At 43.1% G+C, this 14,754-nt stretch carries 13 protein-coding genes; 8 read left to right on the top strand and 5 right to left on the bottom strand.

Annotated features, from left to right (window positions below; all coding sequences use genetic code 11):
• Nucleotides 1–74: 74 nt before the first annotated feature.
• A complete protein-coding gene (locus tag ACFOEK_RS05695; RefSeq protein WP_386717429.1) occupies nt 75–1,178 on the top strand; it encodes a phosphoribosylaminoimidazolesuccinocarboxamide synthase in 1,104 nt (367 codons plus the stop codon).
• A 77-nt stretch (nt 1,179–1,255) separates the two neighbouring features.
• Here ACFOEK_RS05695 and ACFOEK_RS05690 read toward each other — a convergent pair whose 3' ends face one another.
• Together ACFOEK_RS05690 and ACFOEK_RS05685 are read right to left on the bottom strand one after the other, a co-directional pair.
• On the bottom strand, nt 1,256–2,071 hold the full coding sequence (locus ACFOEK_RS05690) for a DUF1338 domain-containing protein (RefSeq protein ID WP_386717426.1): 816 nt from the start codon (nt 2,069–2,071) through the stop codon (nt 1,256–1,258).
• A gap of 160 nt (nt 2,072–2,231) precedes the next feature.
• Complete coding sequence (locus ACFOEK_RS05685; RefSeq protein WP_386717423.1) at nt 2,232–3,044, bottom strand: crotonase/enoyl-CoA hydratase family protein; 813 nt, start codon at nt 3,042–3,044, stop codon at nt 2,232–2,234.
• 327 nt (nt 3,045–3,371) lie between these two features.
• Between ACFOEK_RS05685 and ACFOEK_RS05680 the strand changes: the two genes are divergently transcribed.
• Genes ACFOEK_RS05680 through ACFOEK_RS05670 form a run of 3 tightly spaced genes read left to right on the top strand, consistent with a single transcriptional unit; the run spans nt 3,372 to nt 6,208 of the window.
• Entirely contained in the window at nt 3,372–3,881 is a 510-nt protein-coding gene (locus tag ACFOEK_RS05680; protein WP_386717420.1) for a TIGR03546 family protein, read from the top strand.
• Nucleotides 3,882–3,892: 11 nt separating this feature from the next.
• Nucleotides 3,893–5,569: a TIGR03545 family protein gene (locus tag ACFOEK_RS05675; RefSeq protein ID WP_386717418.1), complete on the top strand. Its 1,677-nt coding sequence runs from the start codon at nt 3,893–3,895 to the stop codon at nt 5,567–5,569.
• A 12-nt stretch (nt 5,570–5,581) separates the two neighbouring features.
• Nucleotides 5,582–6,208: a nucleoside 2-deoxyribosyltransferase gene (locus ACFOEK_RS05670; protein ID WP_386718576.1), complete on the top strand. Its 627-nt coding sequence runs from the start codon at nt 5,582–5,584 to the stop codon at nt 6,206–6,208.
• A 63-nt stretch (nt 6,209–6,271) separates the two neighbouring features.
• Here the strand turns inward: ACFOEK_RS05670 and plsB are convergent, their stop codons facing one another.
• Nucleotides 6,272–8,788, bottom strand: a complete 2,517-nt coding sequence (gene plsB / locus ACFOEK_RS05665) for a glycerol-3-phosphate 1-O-acyltransferase PlsB (RefSeq protein ID WP_386717415.1) — start codon at nt 8,786–8,788, stop codon at nt 6,272–6,274.
• A 377-nt stretch (nt 8,789–9,165) separates the two neighbouring features.
• Between plsB and ACFOEK_RS05660 the strand changes: the two genes are divergently transcribed.
• The 3 genes from ACFOEK_RS05660 to ACFOEK_RS05650 are packed head-to-tail and all read left to right on the top strand — an operon-like array spanning nt 9,166 to nt 12,756.
• Nucleotides 9,166–10,083 (top strand): ABC transporter ATP-binding protein, encoded by a 918-nt coding sequence (locus ACFOEK_RS05660; RefSeq protein ID WP_386717411.1) that lies wholly within the window; start codon nt 9,166–9,168, stop codon nt 10,081–10,083.
• 1 nt (nt 10,084) lies between these two features.
• A complete protein-coding gene (locus tag ACFOEK_RS05655) occupies nt 10,085–10,813 on the top strand; it encodes an ABC transporter permease (protein ID WP_386717408.1) in 729 nt (242 codons plus the stop codon).
• Between the two features lie 14 nt (nt 10,814–10,827).
• Entirely contained in the window at nt 10,828–12,756 is a 1,929-nt protein-coding gene (locus ACFOEK_RS05650) for a GldG family protein (protein ID WP_386717405.1), read from the top strand.
• A 139-nt stretch (nt 12,757–12,895) separates the two neighbouring features.
• Here ACFOEK_RS05650 and ACFOEK_RS05645 read toward each other — a convergent pair whose 3' ends face one another.
• Entirely contained in the window at nt 12,896–13,096 is a 201-nt protein-coding gene (locus tag ACFOEK_RS05645) for a SlyX family protein (protein ID WP_386717402.1), read from the bottom strand.
• A 274-nt stretch (nt 13,097–13,370) separates the two neighbouring features.
• Here ACFOEK_RS05645 and ACFOEK_RS05640 point away from each other — a divergent pair, with 274 nt between their 5' ends.
• On the top strand, nt 13,371–13,835 hold the full coding sequence (locus ACFOEK_RS05640; protein WP_386717399.1) for a cold-shock protein: 465 nt from the start codon (nt 13,371–13,373) through the stop codon (nt 13,833–13,835).
• 156 nt (nt 13,836–13,991) lie between these two features.
• Here the strand turns inward: ACFOEK_RS05640 and ACFOEK_RS05635 are convergent, their stop codons facing one another.
• Complete coding sequence (locus ACFOEK_RS05635) at nt 13,992–14,558, bottom strand: hypothetical protein (protein WP_386717396.1); 567 nt, start codon at nt 14,556–14,558, stop codon at nt 13,992–13,994.
• Nucleotides 14,559–14,754: the final 196 nt, after the last annotated feature.

The following is a 14,754-nucleotide window of genomic DNA, read 5'->3' as shown; positions in this document are numbered from 1 at the left end:
TGAACCGCTTTTGCTAACTCTATTATTGTTTAAACTAAGCCCGTTTCAGCTTAATTTTTTAACAGGAACCCCACATGAGCCTTGCTGATAAAGTTTTAGCCGTCAACGATGATCTACCAATTCGCACTGATAAGCCTGTCCACAGTGGCAAAGTTCGCTCAGTGTATTGGCTTACCGAAGCAGACAGCAAACGCCTGATCCAAGAGAAAGGTTACGATGTGGCGGAAGATGCACCGTTAGCCATTATGGTGATCAGCGACCGAATTTCGGCGTTTGATTGCATTTGGAAAGGCGAAGGCGGCATGAAAGGTGTTCCTGGTAAAGGCGCTGCATTGAATGCGGTGTCTAATCATTGGTTCGGATTGTTTAAAGAGCAAGGGCTGGCCGACAGTCACATTCTCGATATTCCTCACCCGTTGGTGTGGATTGTTCAGAAAGCGCGTCCGGTGATGATTGAAGCCATTTGTCGTCAGTACATCACGGGGTCTATGTGGCGTGCCTATGAAAAAGGGGAACGTGAGTTCTGTGGTATTCAACTGCCGGATGGTTTGAAAAAAGATCAGAAGCTGGATGAGATTCTTATTACCCCGTCGACTAAGGGTATTTTAAAAGGCATTCCTGGTGTACCGGAAGTCGATGATGTGAACATCACGCGCGATGACATTGCTAATAATTTCGAAGCGTTCAATTTCACGAAGGCATCCGACATTGATCTATACGAAAAGCTGTTGAAAGATGGTTTTGGTGTGATCTGTCAGGCGTTGGCCGATTTGGATCAAATCTTTGTCGATACCAAGTTTGAGTTTGGTTATGTCACTGATGCTGCAGGTCAAGAAAAATTGATCTACATGGATGAGGTAGGTACGCCGGATTCTTCTCGTATCTGGGATGGTCCTCAGTTCCGTGATGGTAAGGTGGTTGAAAATTCTAAAGAAAGCTTCCGTCAGTTATTGCTTACTCACTTCCCTGATCCAGACATCTTGCTTAATAAAGACCGTATGGATGAGCGTAAAGCTTTGGCGGAAGATAATGAGTTACCGTTAGAGGTTTTGATGAAAGTCTCTGAAACTTATGTCGGGATTGCTGAAAAAGTCATTGGTGGAGCATTGACGGTTTCTGATAACCCGAAAGCGGAAATTATTCAGGTGTTGAAAGACGATTATGGTTTGATTGATTAATCGTTAGATTATTTGACGAAAAAGGGAGCTTTGAATTAGCTCCCTTTTTCGTTTGATAGATAAATTTTGAAGTAGCGTTATTTCATATTCGTACTTTCGAAAATCTTATCAGCGTTTCCTTCAATGAAACCTGAAAACTCTGAGCCGTCTTCTAAGTTGTAACGTCGCGCAAACTCATAGAAGCAGCTTGGGATTTCTTTAGTGCCTTCAACAAAATTAATAGGCTGTTTTTCAGCCAAAGTTGAGGATTGCTCCAAATAGAGCTCAGGCGTCCCTTTGATTTTTCCGCCCACATCATTGAGCTGGAAGCCTTGTGATTCAAGAAACGCATTCACAGCTTCTAAGGAATCAAAGCTGGACAGTGCATTGACCTTCACTGTGAAGTGATTCGCCATATACCCGTAAACGTACATCCAGGCTGCGTATTCTGATTCTTGTCGAAGAGCTTCATAGGTTTCAAAGCTGATGTCGCCCCATGTGCGGCCAGAGCAATAGAAGCTGTCACTGTCTGGAAGCGCATCGTCAATTTTTGAAATGATTTCTTGCTCCACGATGGCATTCAGTGCATCGGAACATTCGTTCAGTTTTAGCTCACTGATAAAGACTTTCGGTTGGCTTGGATCGTCTTTGTGTACCAAATGAATTGCATTTAATTTCTTTTCAACGAAGGTGTACTGACCACAACGTTGATAGCCTGCCTCTTCAAAGGCTTTTGCGACTTTATCTAATCCTACTTTGGGGTGTTGGAAAGTTCGCAATGCAATATGATCGTTGATCACTTCTGTTTCACGCTCAGAAAATAAAGCATGAATTTTGGCAACGGCAGGATTGAGATTAACGTATTGATTCCATAGATTTGAGAAGAGTACTTCTGGGGCATTTCCGAAAGACATAACTACCTCTGACCACTCGGACAATAAAGTGAAAGAGCAGAGTATAGTAGGTCTTAAGGAATTCGCTCGTTACGCTTTTGAGAAAAGTGTAGTGAAATTGTAAAAAAGCCGGAATGAGAGACATTCCGGCTTTTAGAAAAGGCTTAAGGCTTGATCCAGGTTAGAATGAAGAGCGATCGACGAAAGGTTCGTTTTTGCCTGACAGACCGTTTTTCATCGCAATACGCTGGTTCTTACGACCCAATAAACGCATTTGTGTCCAGCGTTCCCAAAGAAGCGCGGTGACCGGGTTGGCCTTCCAGGTTTTGCGGAATAAAAACTTGGTGGCTGAGATGGCGTCCGGTGATTTTTCTGCAATGGTTGTTGCTAATGCAATGGCGTCTTCCATTGGGTTGTCACTCAGTTTACTAACAATGCCGTATTCATAGGCGTCTTTACCTGAGAATTTACGGCCTGTCATTGTCAGTTCTTGGGCGATGTCATAGCGAGTAAGTGTCGTCAATGTCACGGTACCGCTCATGTCAGGAATCAGTCCCCACTTAATCTCCATCACGGATAGGCTGGCGTCTGGGCGAGCAATTCGATAATCGCTGCCTAGTGCGATCTGCAAACCGCCACCGAAGCAATTGCCTTTAATTGCGGTAATGACCGGCACAGGAATGTTACGCCAGATCAAAGCAACTTTTTGGAAATCGTTCCACTTTGACCATGGAAATTTCAGGAACAGTTGTGGAACCATGCTAGGTTTTTTACTGACGGCTTTGAAGTCCAGACCGGCACAGAAGGAGTCCCCTTCACCGGTTAAAATAACTGCACGAATGCTTTTGTCGCGAGTAATTTTTTTGGCTGTATCAATAAGCTCTTTGAACATTAAGAGGTCGAGCCCATTGTGTTTTTCAGGGCGGTTCAAAGACACATAGGCAATGTTATCTTTGACGTCGAAATTGACTCGTGACATATCTGCTTTTGCCATCGTAATGATTCCTGCTTTTCGGTTCGGTTCCGTTTCACCCTTCTTGAAGCATACTCTGCCGGAAAGGAAGCTGAAACAAATCAAACGGTTGTTTGAAAATAGCTTGCCGAATCATTTCAGAATTTCATTAAAAATTCCAGTGTAAAGATTTATGCTGTGCTTTCATTGATACGTTCGTTCTATCACGAAATTGTTTTCCTGAAGAATTTCAATAAGATAAATATATTAGAGATTTTGGGCTGGTTTCTGAATTGTTTGAACTAATTGAGGTATCTATAGCCTACAATTATCCAGAATAAGAAAAGCTGGGCTTTCGAGGGAGTGAATATGCTGACTATTTTTGCAAAGTTACTGAAACTATTAAATTCGGATCAAAATCCAGGTCATCTGGCATTGGCTGTTTGTTTTGGTCTCGCCATGGGGTTGATGCCAGGTTTTTCTGCGTTCCTGCTGATTCTGATTGTTCTTATCTGCATTTTTAAAGCGAACTTAACGTTATTCTTTCTGATTTGGGGTTTGTTCGAAGGGGTTGCCTATGTATTCGACCCTGTGCTCCATCAATTGGGTTATGCCTTGCTAACATCCGACGGTTTGCATTCTCTATGGGCTGGCCTTATTCAATCCAGTTTTTGGAAACTTACCGCCTTTAATAATTCTTTGGTGATGGGCGCTTTGGTGTCGATTCTGGTTCTGTGGGTTCCGATGTATTTGCTGAGTTATTGGTTGGTGAAATCTTATCGGAATAAGATCAAGACCTATGTTGAGAAGTTTAAAATTACTCAGCTGGTTAAGGGCAGTAAGTTCTATAAAGTCTATCAATCATTGGCGAGCGAATAAGGAGCGATAACATGAAAGGAATGATTCGTTGGTCTGGAATTGGTATCGCGGCTGTTTTTGTTGTGCTGGCGTTTTTTCTATTAGAGCCTTTGTTGAAGCTGGTGATTGAGCAGGCAGGAACCCGAACGCTTTCAACTAAGGTGACATTGGATTCTGTAAACGTAGGGTGGTCAGACAGTTCTTTATCACTGAGAGGTCTGGAAATCGCTGATAAAGACCAGCCGATGCGCAATCAATTGGAAGTGGATGTGATCGCCCTTCAGATTAATGCCTTGGATGCCCTGTCAGGACATTTGGTGTCAGATCTGGCTCGGTTAAATGGTATTCGATTCAATACCGCTCGAACGACGTCTGGTGCAGTAGACGATATTGTGACCTTAGGAAACGTTGATGAAAAAGTCTCTTCAGCGTCGAAGTCATTGTCTTTGCCAGGACTGGATTTACCAGATATGGATGAGTTGGTGTCTAAGGAAAACTCCTTAACCTATCAGAGATATCAAGCACTCAGAGAATACATTGATGCCAATAAGGCCTCTTTCAAACAGCGTATTGAGGCCTTAAAAGACGAAAAGAAAATTGAGGACTACAAAGCTCGCTTTAAGGAAATCAAAAAGGCCAAGGGCTTTATGGGCAAGCTTCAAGCGGTTTCCCAAGCGAAAGAACTGAAGAAAGACATCGATAAAGATTTGAAAGAAATCAAACGTATCAAAAAAGACTTCAGACGGTCAGTAGCTGAGATTAAACGTCGAGTTGAAGAGTTGAAGAAATCACCGCAGCAAGAGGCCGATCATTTGTTGTCTAAAGTGGGGGTTGAGGGTGGCACGCAACAGGTAGCCGATGTGTTATTCGGACCAGAATTGAAAGGCTACCTTCAGCAGTTGAAAGAATTTACTGCCAGTGACGATAGTGCAAAAGAAAAAGTTGCTGAGATCCCTACACCAGAACGAGGCAAGGGGATCTTTGTTTCTTTTGCAGAAGAGCAAAAGCTGCCTTTGGTATGGTTCAAGCTGGCTCAGATCAGTGGTGACTTTAATGGCTTGGGAGTTCCTTTTAGATTCAAAGGTGAAGCGACTCACCTTACTGATGACCAAGTGTTAACGAACAAACCAACGGCGGTTGCATTAGATCTTTTAAATGATCAAGTGGATTCGGCAAAACTGGGTGTAATTCTTGATACACGTAATGCTCAGAAGATCAGCATTGATTCTCAGATCAAGGGTTATCAAGTAGCGGATAAAGCCTTGTCAGGTGACTTTAATCTTAAAAAAGCGTTGGCAGATGTCACGGCTGCGATTCAGGTTAAAGATAATCAGCTTTCTGGTGACATCAATATGGCGATGTCGGATGTTGACTTAACCAGCACTGGGGAGTTGTTTGAGACGTATCCGTCTGCAAAAGAAGCGCTGACGTCCGTTAAAAGCTTAACTGCTGATGCCAAACTTGCTGGCTCTTTAGATCAACCAGATGTAACAATAACGTCAAATCTGGATAAGGTACTGAGTAAGGTGTTGAATAAAGCCTTAGAAGGACAAATTGCCGTCTACAAAGAAGAGCTCACAGAGCGTTTGAACGATATGCTGCAAAAAGAGATGAAAAACGTCGATGGTATGCAAACGGATTATTTGTCCCTTTCAGATGAGATAGCTGGCACTGAAGGTGTTTTAGATGGTCTGTTAGATGATCTATAGAGAGTTATCTTGATGCGCTATCAATTCTATTTGGCTGGCGACTTGTTCAGTTATAAGGCATTAGCCGGTAATCACATGTTGGGGGATGCCATTGCGGAGGTTTCCCAGAATCGCTTTCGCGCTTTATTGCCCCAATCGCTGGAAATGCCATCGGAGCGAGCTAAGGACATTCGTAATACCGACTATGCGGCTGTAATCAGCAGTGATTTACTGATCGCACAGTTCGATGGCACTGAGCTGGATTCCGGCACAGTGGCGGAATTTATGTTGGCCAAGCAGCTTGATATTCCAACGGTTTTGTTTCGTTCTGATTTTCGTAAATCCGGGGATCAGGAAACGGGAGGAGATGCCTGGAATTTAATGCTCTCACATTTTCCAAGAACCGAGTCATTGGCCGTGAATGCCATGGCTTTGTATCACCAAGCGAGCGGGCTGACGGAGTATTTTCAGCACATGGCCGATCTTTTGGTGGAGAAATTGGAGCAAGTGGTGGCGATTCAGCCGCTAGTTGCCATGACGGATGATCAAACGCTTAACTACTATCAACAAACCTTAGTTCGCTTGGGGATGGCCGATCATTTTAGTGTTGAACAGTTACAAGAGATTATTCAGGATAAAAAATCAAAAGGTCTTGTTTAACATTTCTTACCCTACAAAAAAGCCCTGTTACAAACAGGGCTTTTTTGCGATGGGAGAAGTCAGTTAGTCTGACTTTGTCTCCGTTTCTTCTTTTAGATTCGCATTATCGTCTTTCTCATCCCCACCTTGGTCGCGGGTGATTTGAAGAATACTGTGTCGAACTTGTGAGTTGAGAATTAAGCGCGCATCTTCTGCGATGGTTTCAATTTGCTGATCGAAAACAAGCTTGTCGTCATCTGCTTTAGTCACCACTCCTCGTTCAAGAAGTATGGATACTAAGTCTCGGAACAAAGCTTTATCGAAGAATTCAGGTGCATTTAGGCCATGAAGAATAGATAAGCGTTCTGCCATGGCTGTCGCTTGTTTCTCTAGTTCTTCTGCCGTCAGCGCTTCTTGACCTCGAATGCGTAACAATTCAATGGCAATGTAGTAGCGCTCCAACGTTGCAAGAATCGGTTGGCCCATCAACTGCAATGTGACGAAGTCCGAACCACCCGGTTCTGGGCTCATCAGGCAATTACCGTCTATTTGGATCAAACCTTCATCAACAAGTGCGTCTATCCATTGGTTGATGTTGTCTTCGATTTCATCCTCGCCCCAGTGAAGGAAAAGCTCGTTCTGTAGGTATGGATAAATCCATTTACTGAAGCGAACAACATAACCACGTTCAAGACTACGGTTGTTAGAACTCAATAGACAAATCAACGACGGGATCGCTAACAAATGCAGGATATTGTTGCGATAGTAGGTCAGTAATACTGCTTGAGTTTCATCCATTAAGATGATGTCGCCCAAGCTGTGTTCTTTGCGGTCGATGGCTTTCATGTCTTCCGCATATTTGACCCAATCTTTACCAGAACCTTCCGGTAAGGTGATTAGCTCACTGTACGGCGCCAAAGATAATAGCTTTTTCAGACGATCCAACTGATCGATTAGAACGTGCTCGCTCAGTGCTTGTTTTGGCGTTGCCAGTAATACCGCACCAATCATATTGACTGGGTTAACAGAAACACTGCTATTAATGCTGGTGGCCACTTTGGTTGATAACAAATCAACAAAACTGTTTAGCCATTCTGGTCGGTAATCATCGCCGTAATCTTCATCGCGCCAGCCTGGACGGAAGTTATCTAACTCTGTTTTTAGGTCAATGGCGTCACCAAAGTTCATGCGCACTTTACCAAAGGAGTTTCGAAGGTGCTTCAAGGCTTTGAACAAACCACCTACCGATTCTTTTTCTTTATTGGCGCCACGTAGCTCACCGAGGTAGGTGTTACCCTCTAAAATTTTCTCGTAACCGACATAGATTGGCATGAACTTAATCGGCTTCTTAGAATCGCGAAGGAAGCTGCGAACCGTCATAGCCAACATACCAGCCTTCGGTGTAAGTTGGCGACCGGTACGGCTTCGGCCACCTTCCACAAAGTATTCAACTGAGAAGCCACGAGTGAACATGGTGTGCATGTATTCATTAAATAGGCTTGAATACAGTGGATTGCCTTTGAATGAACGACGCATGAAGAAGGCACCGCCGCGACGTAAAATACTACCAACAATAGGAATGTTCAGGTTGATTCCGGCGGCAATGTGCGGTGGCTGATAGCCGTTCTGATAAAGAATGTAAGACAGCAACAGGTAGTCGGTATGGCTACGGTGACAGGGAACATAAACAATGGTGTTGGCGCGTGCGACCTTTTCAAGATTCTCCAGATGGTTAATCTCGATGCCGTCATAGATTTTATTCCAAACCCAACTCAATACCACCTCTAAGAAACGAATGGTGGAATAGGACATATTTGATGCCAGTTCATCGGCGTATTTTAATGCGCGTTTCTCAGCCTTTTCGATGGTAATGTTGTGTTCTTCGGCTTCTTTTTGAATGGCCTGACGCATCACATTACTGTGTAGCAAAGAACGCATTAGAGTACGACGGTGAGACAAATCCGGCCCAACAATCGCTTCACGGGAGCGGCGTTGGTGAACACGTAAAATGCGTTGGATTTTCTTGGCGGTACGTTCCGCCGGTTCATCTGGTTTCATCACAGAACGCAGAGAAATAGGCTTGCTGAACTGAACCAGGGTGTCGCGACCGTGAATTAAAACGGTGAAGAACTGCTGTAATTTACCAGCAGAAGACCAGTTATCTGAGAATAGAGATCTAAATAACGATTTTTCTTTGTCAGGATTTCGGCCCCAAATTACCGTAACCGGAATAATCTGAACGTCATAATCAGCATTGTTCTGCAGTGTTTCAATGCTGTTTAGCAATCGTACTGAGGTTACTGGTACCCAGCGTTTACTGAAAATGCTGCCTTGGCGCTTATTAAGCGTGATGTAGCTACGCTTCTCTCCAAAGGCTTCTGGCATGGCAGACCTAATAGAGGGCAGACCACGTGTCGTACATTCCTGATCAATGATTAACTGCGCACTGAGGGAAGGACCTCGGATGGCATACATGACAGGTTGATTTGGGTCTAACTCCAATTCCTTTGGGCTTCCACCTTGTACGGTGGTCTTCATCCATTTTGCCAGAATGGCTCTAAAAAAGCGGAAAATCAGTTCGGCAAAGTTGAAATTTTTCATGATTCGGTTTTATACCCCAGTCCATGATAAAGCGATAATCCGGCCAAGTTTACCTCGAATGTGGGGGAATCCCAATGCTCGAAACCATCTTTTAATAAAACGGTCAGTAATAACTGATAGTCTATCGCTGCTTTTTATAGTCTGACTATTGTCTGGCAGCAGTATGACGAGCAAATAAAAGTATAAGAGTGGCTGGAAAACGAATTATTGGCTAAAGGTAGACGTATTATGTGGAATAACCTTGAAAAAATAAGCGTTTACCCCAATGATAATGCGCACTTTAGGCGCTATATTCAGACTCCGGTAGGAGTTACTCAGCGAATTCAGATTACTGAACAACCATAGATAGAAATAATAACGAAGTCACGGAGAGGTCAATGATAACGGTCAAACAGTTGACGAAAACATTTGGCTCATTCACCGCGGTTAATAATCTTTCTTTTGAAGTGCAACCGGGTGAAGTTTTAGGTTTTCTAGGTCCTAATGGTGCTGGAAAGTCCACTACTATGAAGATGATTACTGGCTTTCTTGCTTCTACGGCGGGAGCAGTAACAGTAGATGGTCATGACATTTCTAAAGATACCATTGCTGCACAAAAGTTAATCGGTTACTTACCGGAAGGTGCACCTAGCTACGGTGAAATGACGGTGGAGTCTTTTCTATCCTTTATTGCGGAAGTACGTGGCTATACAGGTAACGATGCGGCAGGACGTATCGAAAAAGTGATTTCGGAAGTAGAGCTCGGATCGGTACGAAATCAACCGATCGAAAATCTTTCCAAGGGCTTTAAACGTCGTGTTGGCTTAGCACAAGCGATCTTGCATGATCCGAAAATTCTTATTCTGGATGAACCAACTGATGGTTTGGATCCAAATCAAAAGCAACACGTACGTGAGTTGATCCAAAACCTATCAAAAGACAAGATCGTCATTATTTCCACGCATATTCTCGAAGAAGTCAGTGCGGTGTGTTCGCGTGCGATGATCATCGCTAATGGTTCTATCGTTGCTGACGGTACTCCGGCTGAACTTCAGTCTATGTCTAAGTACCACAACGCTATTTCAGTACGCTTTGCTCAGACAGTGGCCGAGGACGTTTTGGCTGATATTCAGGGGGTGAAAGAGGTGTTGCACGAAGGCGATTGGGTGACATTAATTCCAGAAGCCTCATCTGGACTACTGGATAAGGTCAATGAAGCCTTGACTGCAAAAGGGCTGCATGCAGAAGAAATTTTTGTAGAACGTGGTCGTCTGGATGATGTATTCCGTTCAGTGACAAGGGAAGGAGCGAATTAATATGTTAGGTGTAGTTATTAAACGTGAGCTTTCCAGCTATTTAGCAACGCCGCTTGCGTTTATTTTCACGGTTATTTTTCTGGTCTTGAATGGCGTATTTACCTTCTATTTAGGCAATTTTTACGAACGCGGTCAGGCGGATTTATTCTCCTTCTTTAGTTTCCATCCTTGGTTATATCTATTTCTTGTGCCTGCTTTGGCGATGCGTTTATGGTCCGAAGAGCGCAAGACCGGCACCATTGAATTGATTATGACGTTACCGATTCCGATGCGAGATCTGATCTTAGGGAAGTTCTTAGCATCTTGGTTGTTCATTGGCGTGGCTCTGGTACTGACGTTCCCGATTTGGATTACGGTAAATTACCTCGGCCAGCCTGACAACGGAGTGATTTTGGCAAGTTATTTAGGTAGTTGGTTTATGGCTGGCGGTTTCTTAGCCATTGGCTGTTGTTTATCGGCAACGACTAATAATCAGGTGATTGCCTTCATTCTGAGCGTGGTGGTGTGCTTTATCTTTATCGTCAGTGGTTTCCCGATGGTATTGGATATATTCCAAAGCTGGGCACCGGCGTGGTTGATTGATGCCGTATCCTCTCTGAGTTTCCTAACCCACTTCAATGCTATTTCCCGTGGTGTACTTGATCTTAGAGATGTTCTTTATTTTGCTTTGGTGATTTCTGTGTGGTTGATTGCCACCGCCATCGTTATTGATATGAAGAAAGCAGAGTAAGGGAGTTTAATAGTATGAATAGTAAGTTATTTTCTCGTACAGGATTACTGGTACTCGCTGCTGTTTTCATGTTGTTGGTGATCAGTATCCAATGGTTATTTTCAAATGCTCGTGTTGATCTGACTGAGAATCGCCTTTACACCATTTCGGAAGGCACTCAGAACATCATGTCAAAGCTTGATCAACCTGTGGTGTTGAAATTTTATTTCTCACGCAAGGAAACCGAAGGTCTTCCGGCTGTGCGTGATTATGCCAAGCGGGTACAAGAGTTGTTGGAAGAGTACGTTGCTGTTTCAGATGGCAAGCTTTCACTGGAAGTGATCGATCCGATTGCTTTTTCCGAAGATGAAGACGAAGCAACTACCTATGGTTTACAGGGGGTTCCGCTGAATGCAGGCGGTGCTAATTTGTACTTTGGTTTGGTTGCTGCCATTCAATCAAGTGCTGAGGACGGTACGAAAGAGTTGAACAATGCTCAGGTTATTCCATTTATTCAGTTAGATCAGGAAGAGTATCTGGAATATGACATGAGCAAGTTGATTTACACTGCCGCAAATCCAGAACTGCCTGTTATTGGCTTGTTATCTACTTTGGATGTCAATGGCGGTTTCGACTTCATGACTCGTCAGCAGAAAGAACCTTGGATGTTGTTCGAGCAAATTAAACAGCTTTTCTCATTAAAAGAGCTGGAAGATTCGGTTGCCGAAATTCCTGAAGATATTGATGTTCTTATTTTGGTTCATCCTAAAGAGTTAAGTGATGAGACTCTGCTAGCCATCGATCAGTACGTTCTAAAGGGTGGAAAACTGATGGTGTTTGTTGATCCTAAGGCGGAGCAAGAACAACCGTTATCACCAATGGACTCAGCCGATGGTTCTGACTTCAAATTGTTGTTTGAGAGTTGGGGAGTTGAGCCTAGCAGCGGTCAATTTGTGGCGGATGCCCAATATTCTATGGCGGTTAATTTAGCTCAGTCACAGCGGCCTGTAAGGCATTTAGCGCTATTAAATTTGGTTAATGACGGACAATCGGATGTGATAGCTCCTGACGATATTACAACCGCTGATTTAGAAAGTGTGACCTTCTCATCGGCACTTGCTTTGTCTCCATTGGAGGATGCTCAGACCACGTTCACACCCTTGTTGAAGTCTTCGGCGCAAGCGATGTTAATGGATGCAAATCAATTGGCCACATTAACTGATCCTACTGACCTGTATAGTGGTTTTGAGCCAACAAATACCGAATATGTGTTAGCGGCACGTGTGACAGGCCCTGCCATTACGGCCTTTCCAGAAGGGATTGAGACTGTAAGCTCTAGTGAATCTGAAGGGGAAACAGATGAAAATGTTGAACCTAAGACTGAAACTGTTATGCCTAAGGTAACTGAGAGTGAATCGATTAATGTCATTCTTGTAGGTGATACCGATATCTTATCGGATCGTTTGTGGGTACAGGTTCAAAACTTCTTTGGTCAGAAAATTCCAACACCTTGGGCAGACAATGCGGGTTTCGTGATTAATGCTTTGGATAATTTGGCCGGAAGTGTCGACTTGATTGATATTCGTAGTCGAGGCCGATACACCCGTCCTTTCGAAGTAGTCGATGCTCTGAAGCGTGAGGCTGAGGAAACGTTCCGTGCAGAAGAAGAGCAACTGGAACTTCAGTTACAGGAAACAGAACAGAGATTAAGTGAACTGCAACCTGCAGGTGCTGGTGAAGAGGTTCAACTTACGCCGGAACAACAAGCGACTCTTGAAAACTTTATCCAAGAAAAGCTCGATATTCGTAAGCGTCTGAGAGAGGTTCGGTTGAACTTGGATCAAGACATTGAGCAGTTAGGTACTCAGTTAAAGTTGATTAATATTCTATTAGTACCGGTGCTGTTAACGGTAGTTGCGTTTTTTGTTGCTTTGGCGAGACGGAAAAGTCGTGCGCGTCGCTAACAACTATTGATAATAGAATCGCTCTCACTTTAAAGCCCTTGTTGATTTTCAATAAGGGCTTTTTGGGAACCGGCTGATAACCGTTCGAGGAAGAGAGCAGGATTAGTAATAAGTGGTTTCTTCAGACGTTCTCTGGGTACTAATAATGCGGAGGAGGGGCTTCGTTGTCCGGAGTGGTAATGGAATTCTCTACCGAAGAAATTTTGTCTTTTAGAATCCTAACGTAGGTATTCAGCTTTTCGATTTCTTTTTGCTGTTCGATGATGACTTTGTTTAAAGTTTCAAGGGTATCTTCTTGAAAAGCTAAGCGAGATTCTAGATCTTCTACTTTGTTACTCATAAATTACCTGCTATAAATGGCAAACTGCAATATTTTGTTTTGTAAAAGATTTTTTTACAATCAGATAGTGCTATAGTCCTAACCTGCTTAATGTGGTTGATCATATTGGTTTCAACACGACAATGCATTAAGTGGTTACTAAACCTCTATTAGGGATGTACGCCGGAATTATAATCCAGGCAGTACTTATTATAATCAATTGGGCATGGAGGTGCTTGTGTCCTCTGATATGTTCGATTCTTTAGTTTGTTAGTGAAATGAGATGGTAGTTAGTATGAGTAATAGTGATTCTTCTAAAAATATAATAACGACGATCGTCACTGCTGTTATCGCACCCTTGGTTGGCGGTGCTGTTCTTTTTGCATTGGGAATGCTTCCTGAAGCAACGACAGTTGAGACGCTGGGTGTTGGTTATGGTGTCTTGGTTCTTTCTGTTCTAGTAGTTCAATTTGTAATGGATGCAGTGTTGTCCTCTTCTAGTTCTGAAGATCGTGGTAAGAGTCGTTATGTTACTGAACAAGAAGACGTGAGAGAAACAGGTACTGTTAAATGGTTTAATGTTTCTAAAGGTTTTGGCTTTATCACTCGGGATCAAGGTGAAGACATTTTTGTTCACTTTCGTTCAATTCGAGGACGTGGTCATCGCTTCTTAAAAGAAGGCCAGAAAGTGAAGTTTGATGTGATTAAAGGCGATAAAGGCTTACAAGCTGATGATGTTGCTATCTTGAAGCAACAATAATTTGCTCGCATACAAATTAAGCCTCTTATGAGGCTTTTTTTATGTCTTTGTGTTGAGTTTGTATCAAATCATAGGCATAAAAAAGCTGGCCATATAGGCCAGCAAAACAAGGGAAATTACCGACTAGAAGGGAAGGTAATTCGAGAAGCTGATCGATTAACGACCTAGCTTACTATTCACTTGCTCTTTCAAAGAGTTTGCCTGAGCTGTTAGTTGCTCAAGCTGAGCATTTACTTTTTCACGATAAGGCGCAACAGCCGTTTCAACTTGGTTACGGTAACCGTTAACCTGAGAAAGCACTTTTTGTGTGTAGTCGTTGGCTTGCTCGATGTATGGATTAACCGTTTCATTTACTTGTTCTTTATAAGCTGCAACTTTTGGTTTTGCAGATTCAACCGCTTGTTCTACTGCTTTAGCTGCTTTAAGTTCTGCAAGAGCACTTAGCATGTGAGCATTCCAAGAAAAGCGATTACGAACATCGTAGGTCGCGATATCGATGTTGTTTACCAATTCACGTAAAGATTGGTTGTTTTGTTTAATGCCGTTCAACGCATTCTTTAGTGTGATCGGTGATTCGCCTTCAACATTGACGCCTAAATCCTTAAGGATTTTTCGTACCTCAACGCCTGCTTTTTCAAACTGTTCGTTTAGTACGGTTTGGATTTTTGACTGTGCAGCTTTTGCTTGTTCAAGTTGGCTATTCAATGTCTTTTGTATACTCATAACTATTTTACTCACATCGTTTGCTTAGAGTGGCCTGGAAGAGGTAATGAAGCTTATATAGACGGTGTTCGTTCAAGCGGAATGCAAAGCGTTAAGAGACATTGCTTGCCGATTACTCGACACCTAAGTAACGATTTCCAGGCTCTGACTATGGGATTAATATAATTGTAAAAATTAGAATGTTCCTACTAAGGAA

Origin of the sequence: Litoribrevibacter euphylliae, from assembly GCF_042646085.1 — a bacterium.
GTDB classification, from domain to species: Bacteria; Pseudomonadota; Gammaproteobacteria; order Pseudomonadales; family Litoribrevibacteraceae; genus Litoribrevibacter; species Litoribrevibacter euphylliae.
Note: the sequence above shows the minus strand (reverse complement) of the source record. Positions and strands in the feature narration are given on the sequence as shown.

Bases quoted from the DNA above. Each gene is read 5' to 3' on its own strand.
- ACFOEK_RS05695 (WP_386717429.1), top strand. From the start codon at position 75: ATGAGCCTTGCTGATAAAGTTTTAGCCGTCAACGATGATCTACCAATT.
- ACFOEK_RS05690 (WP_386717426.1), bottom strand. From the start codon at position 2,071: ATGTCTTTCGGAAATGCCCCAGAAGTACTCTTCTCAAATCTATGGAAT.
- ACFOEK_RS05685 (WP_386717423.1), bottom strand. From the start codon at position 3,044: ATGGCAAAAGCAGATATGTCACGAGTCAATTTCGACGTCAAAGATAAC.
- ACFOEK_RS05680 (WP_386717420.1), top strand. From the start codon at position 3,372: ATGCTGACTATTTTTGCAAAGTTACTGAAACTATTAAATTCGGATCAA.
- ACFOEK_RS05675 (WP_386717418.1), top strand. From the start codon at position 3,893: ATGAAAGGAATGATTCGTTGGTCTGGAATTGGTATCGCGGCTGTTTTT.
- ACFOEK_RS05670 (WP_386718576.1), top strand. From the start codon at position 5,582: ATGCGCTATCAATTCTATTTGGCTGGCGACTTGTTCAGTTATAAGGCA.
- plsB (WP_386717415.1), bottom strand. From the start codon at position 8,788: ATGAAAAATTTCAACTTTGCCGAACTGATTTTCCGCTTTTTTAGAGCC.
- ACFOEK_RS05660 (WP_386717411.1), top strand. From the start codon at position 9,166: ATGATAACGGTCAAACAGTTGACGAAAACATTTGGCTCATTCACCGCG.
- ACFOEK_RS05655 (WP_386717408.1), top strand. From the start codon at position 10,085: ATGTTAGGTGTAGTTATTAAACGTGAGCTTTCCAGCTATTTAGCAACG.
- ACFOEK_RS05650 (WP_386717405.1), top strand. From the start codon at position 10,828: ATGAATAGTAAGTTATTTTCTCGTACAGGATTACTGGTACTCGCTGCT.
- ACFOEK_RS05645 (WP_386717402.1), bottom strand. From the start codon at position 13,096: ATGAGTAACAAAGTAGAAGATCTAGAATCTCGCTTAGCTTTTCAAGAA.
- ACFOEK_RS05640 (WP_386717399.1), top strand. From the start codon at position 13,371: ATGAGTAATAGTGATTCTTCTAAAAATATAATAACGACGATCGTCACT.
- ACFOEK_RS05635 (WP_386717396.1), bottom strand. From the start codon at position 14,558: ATGAGTATACAAAAGACATTGAATAGCCAACTTGAACAAGCAAAAGCT.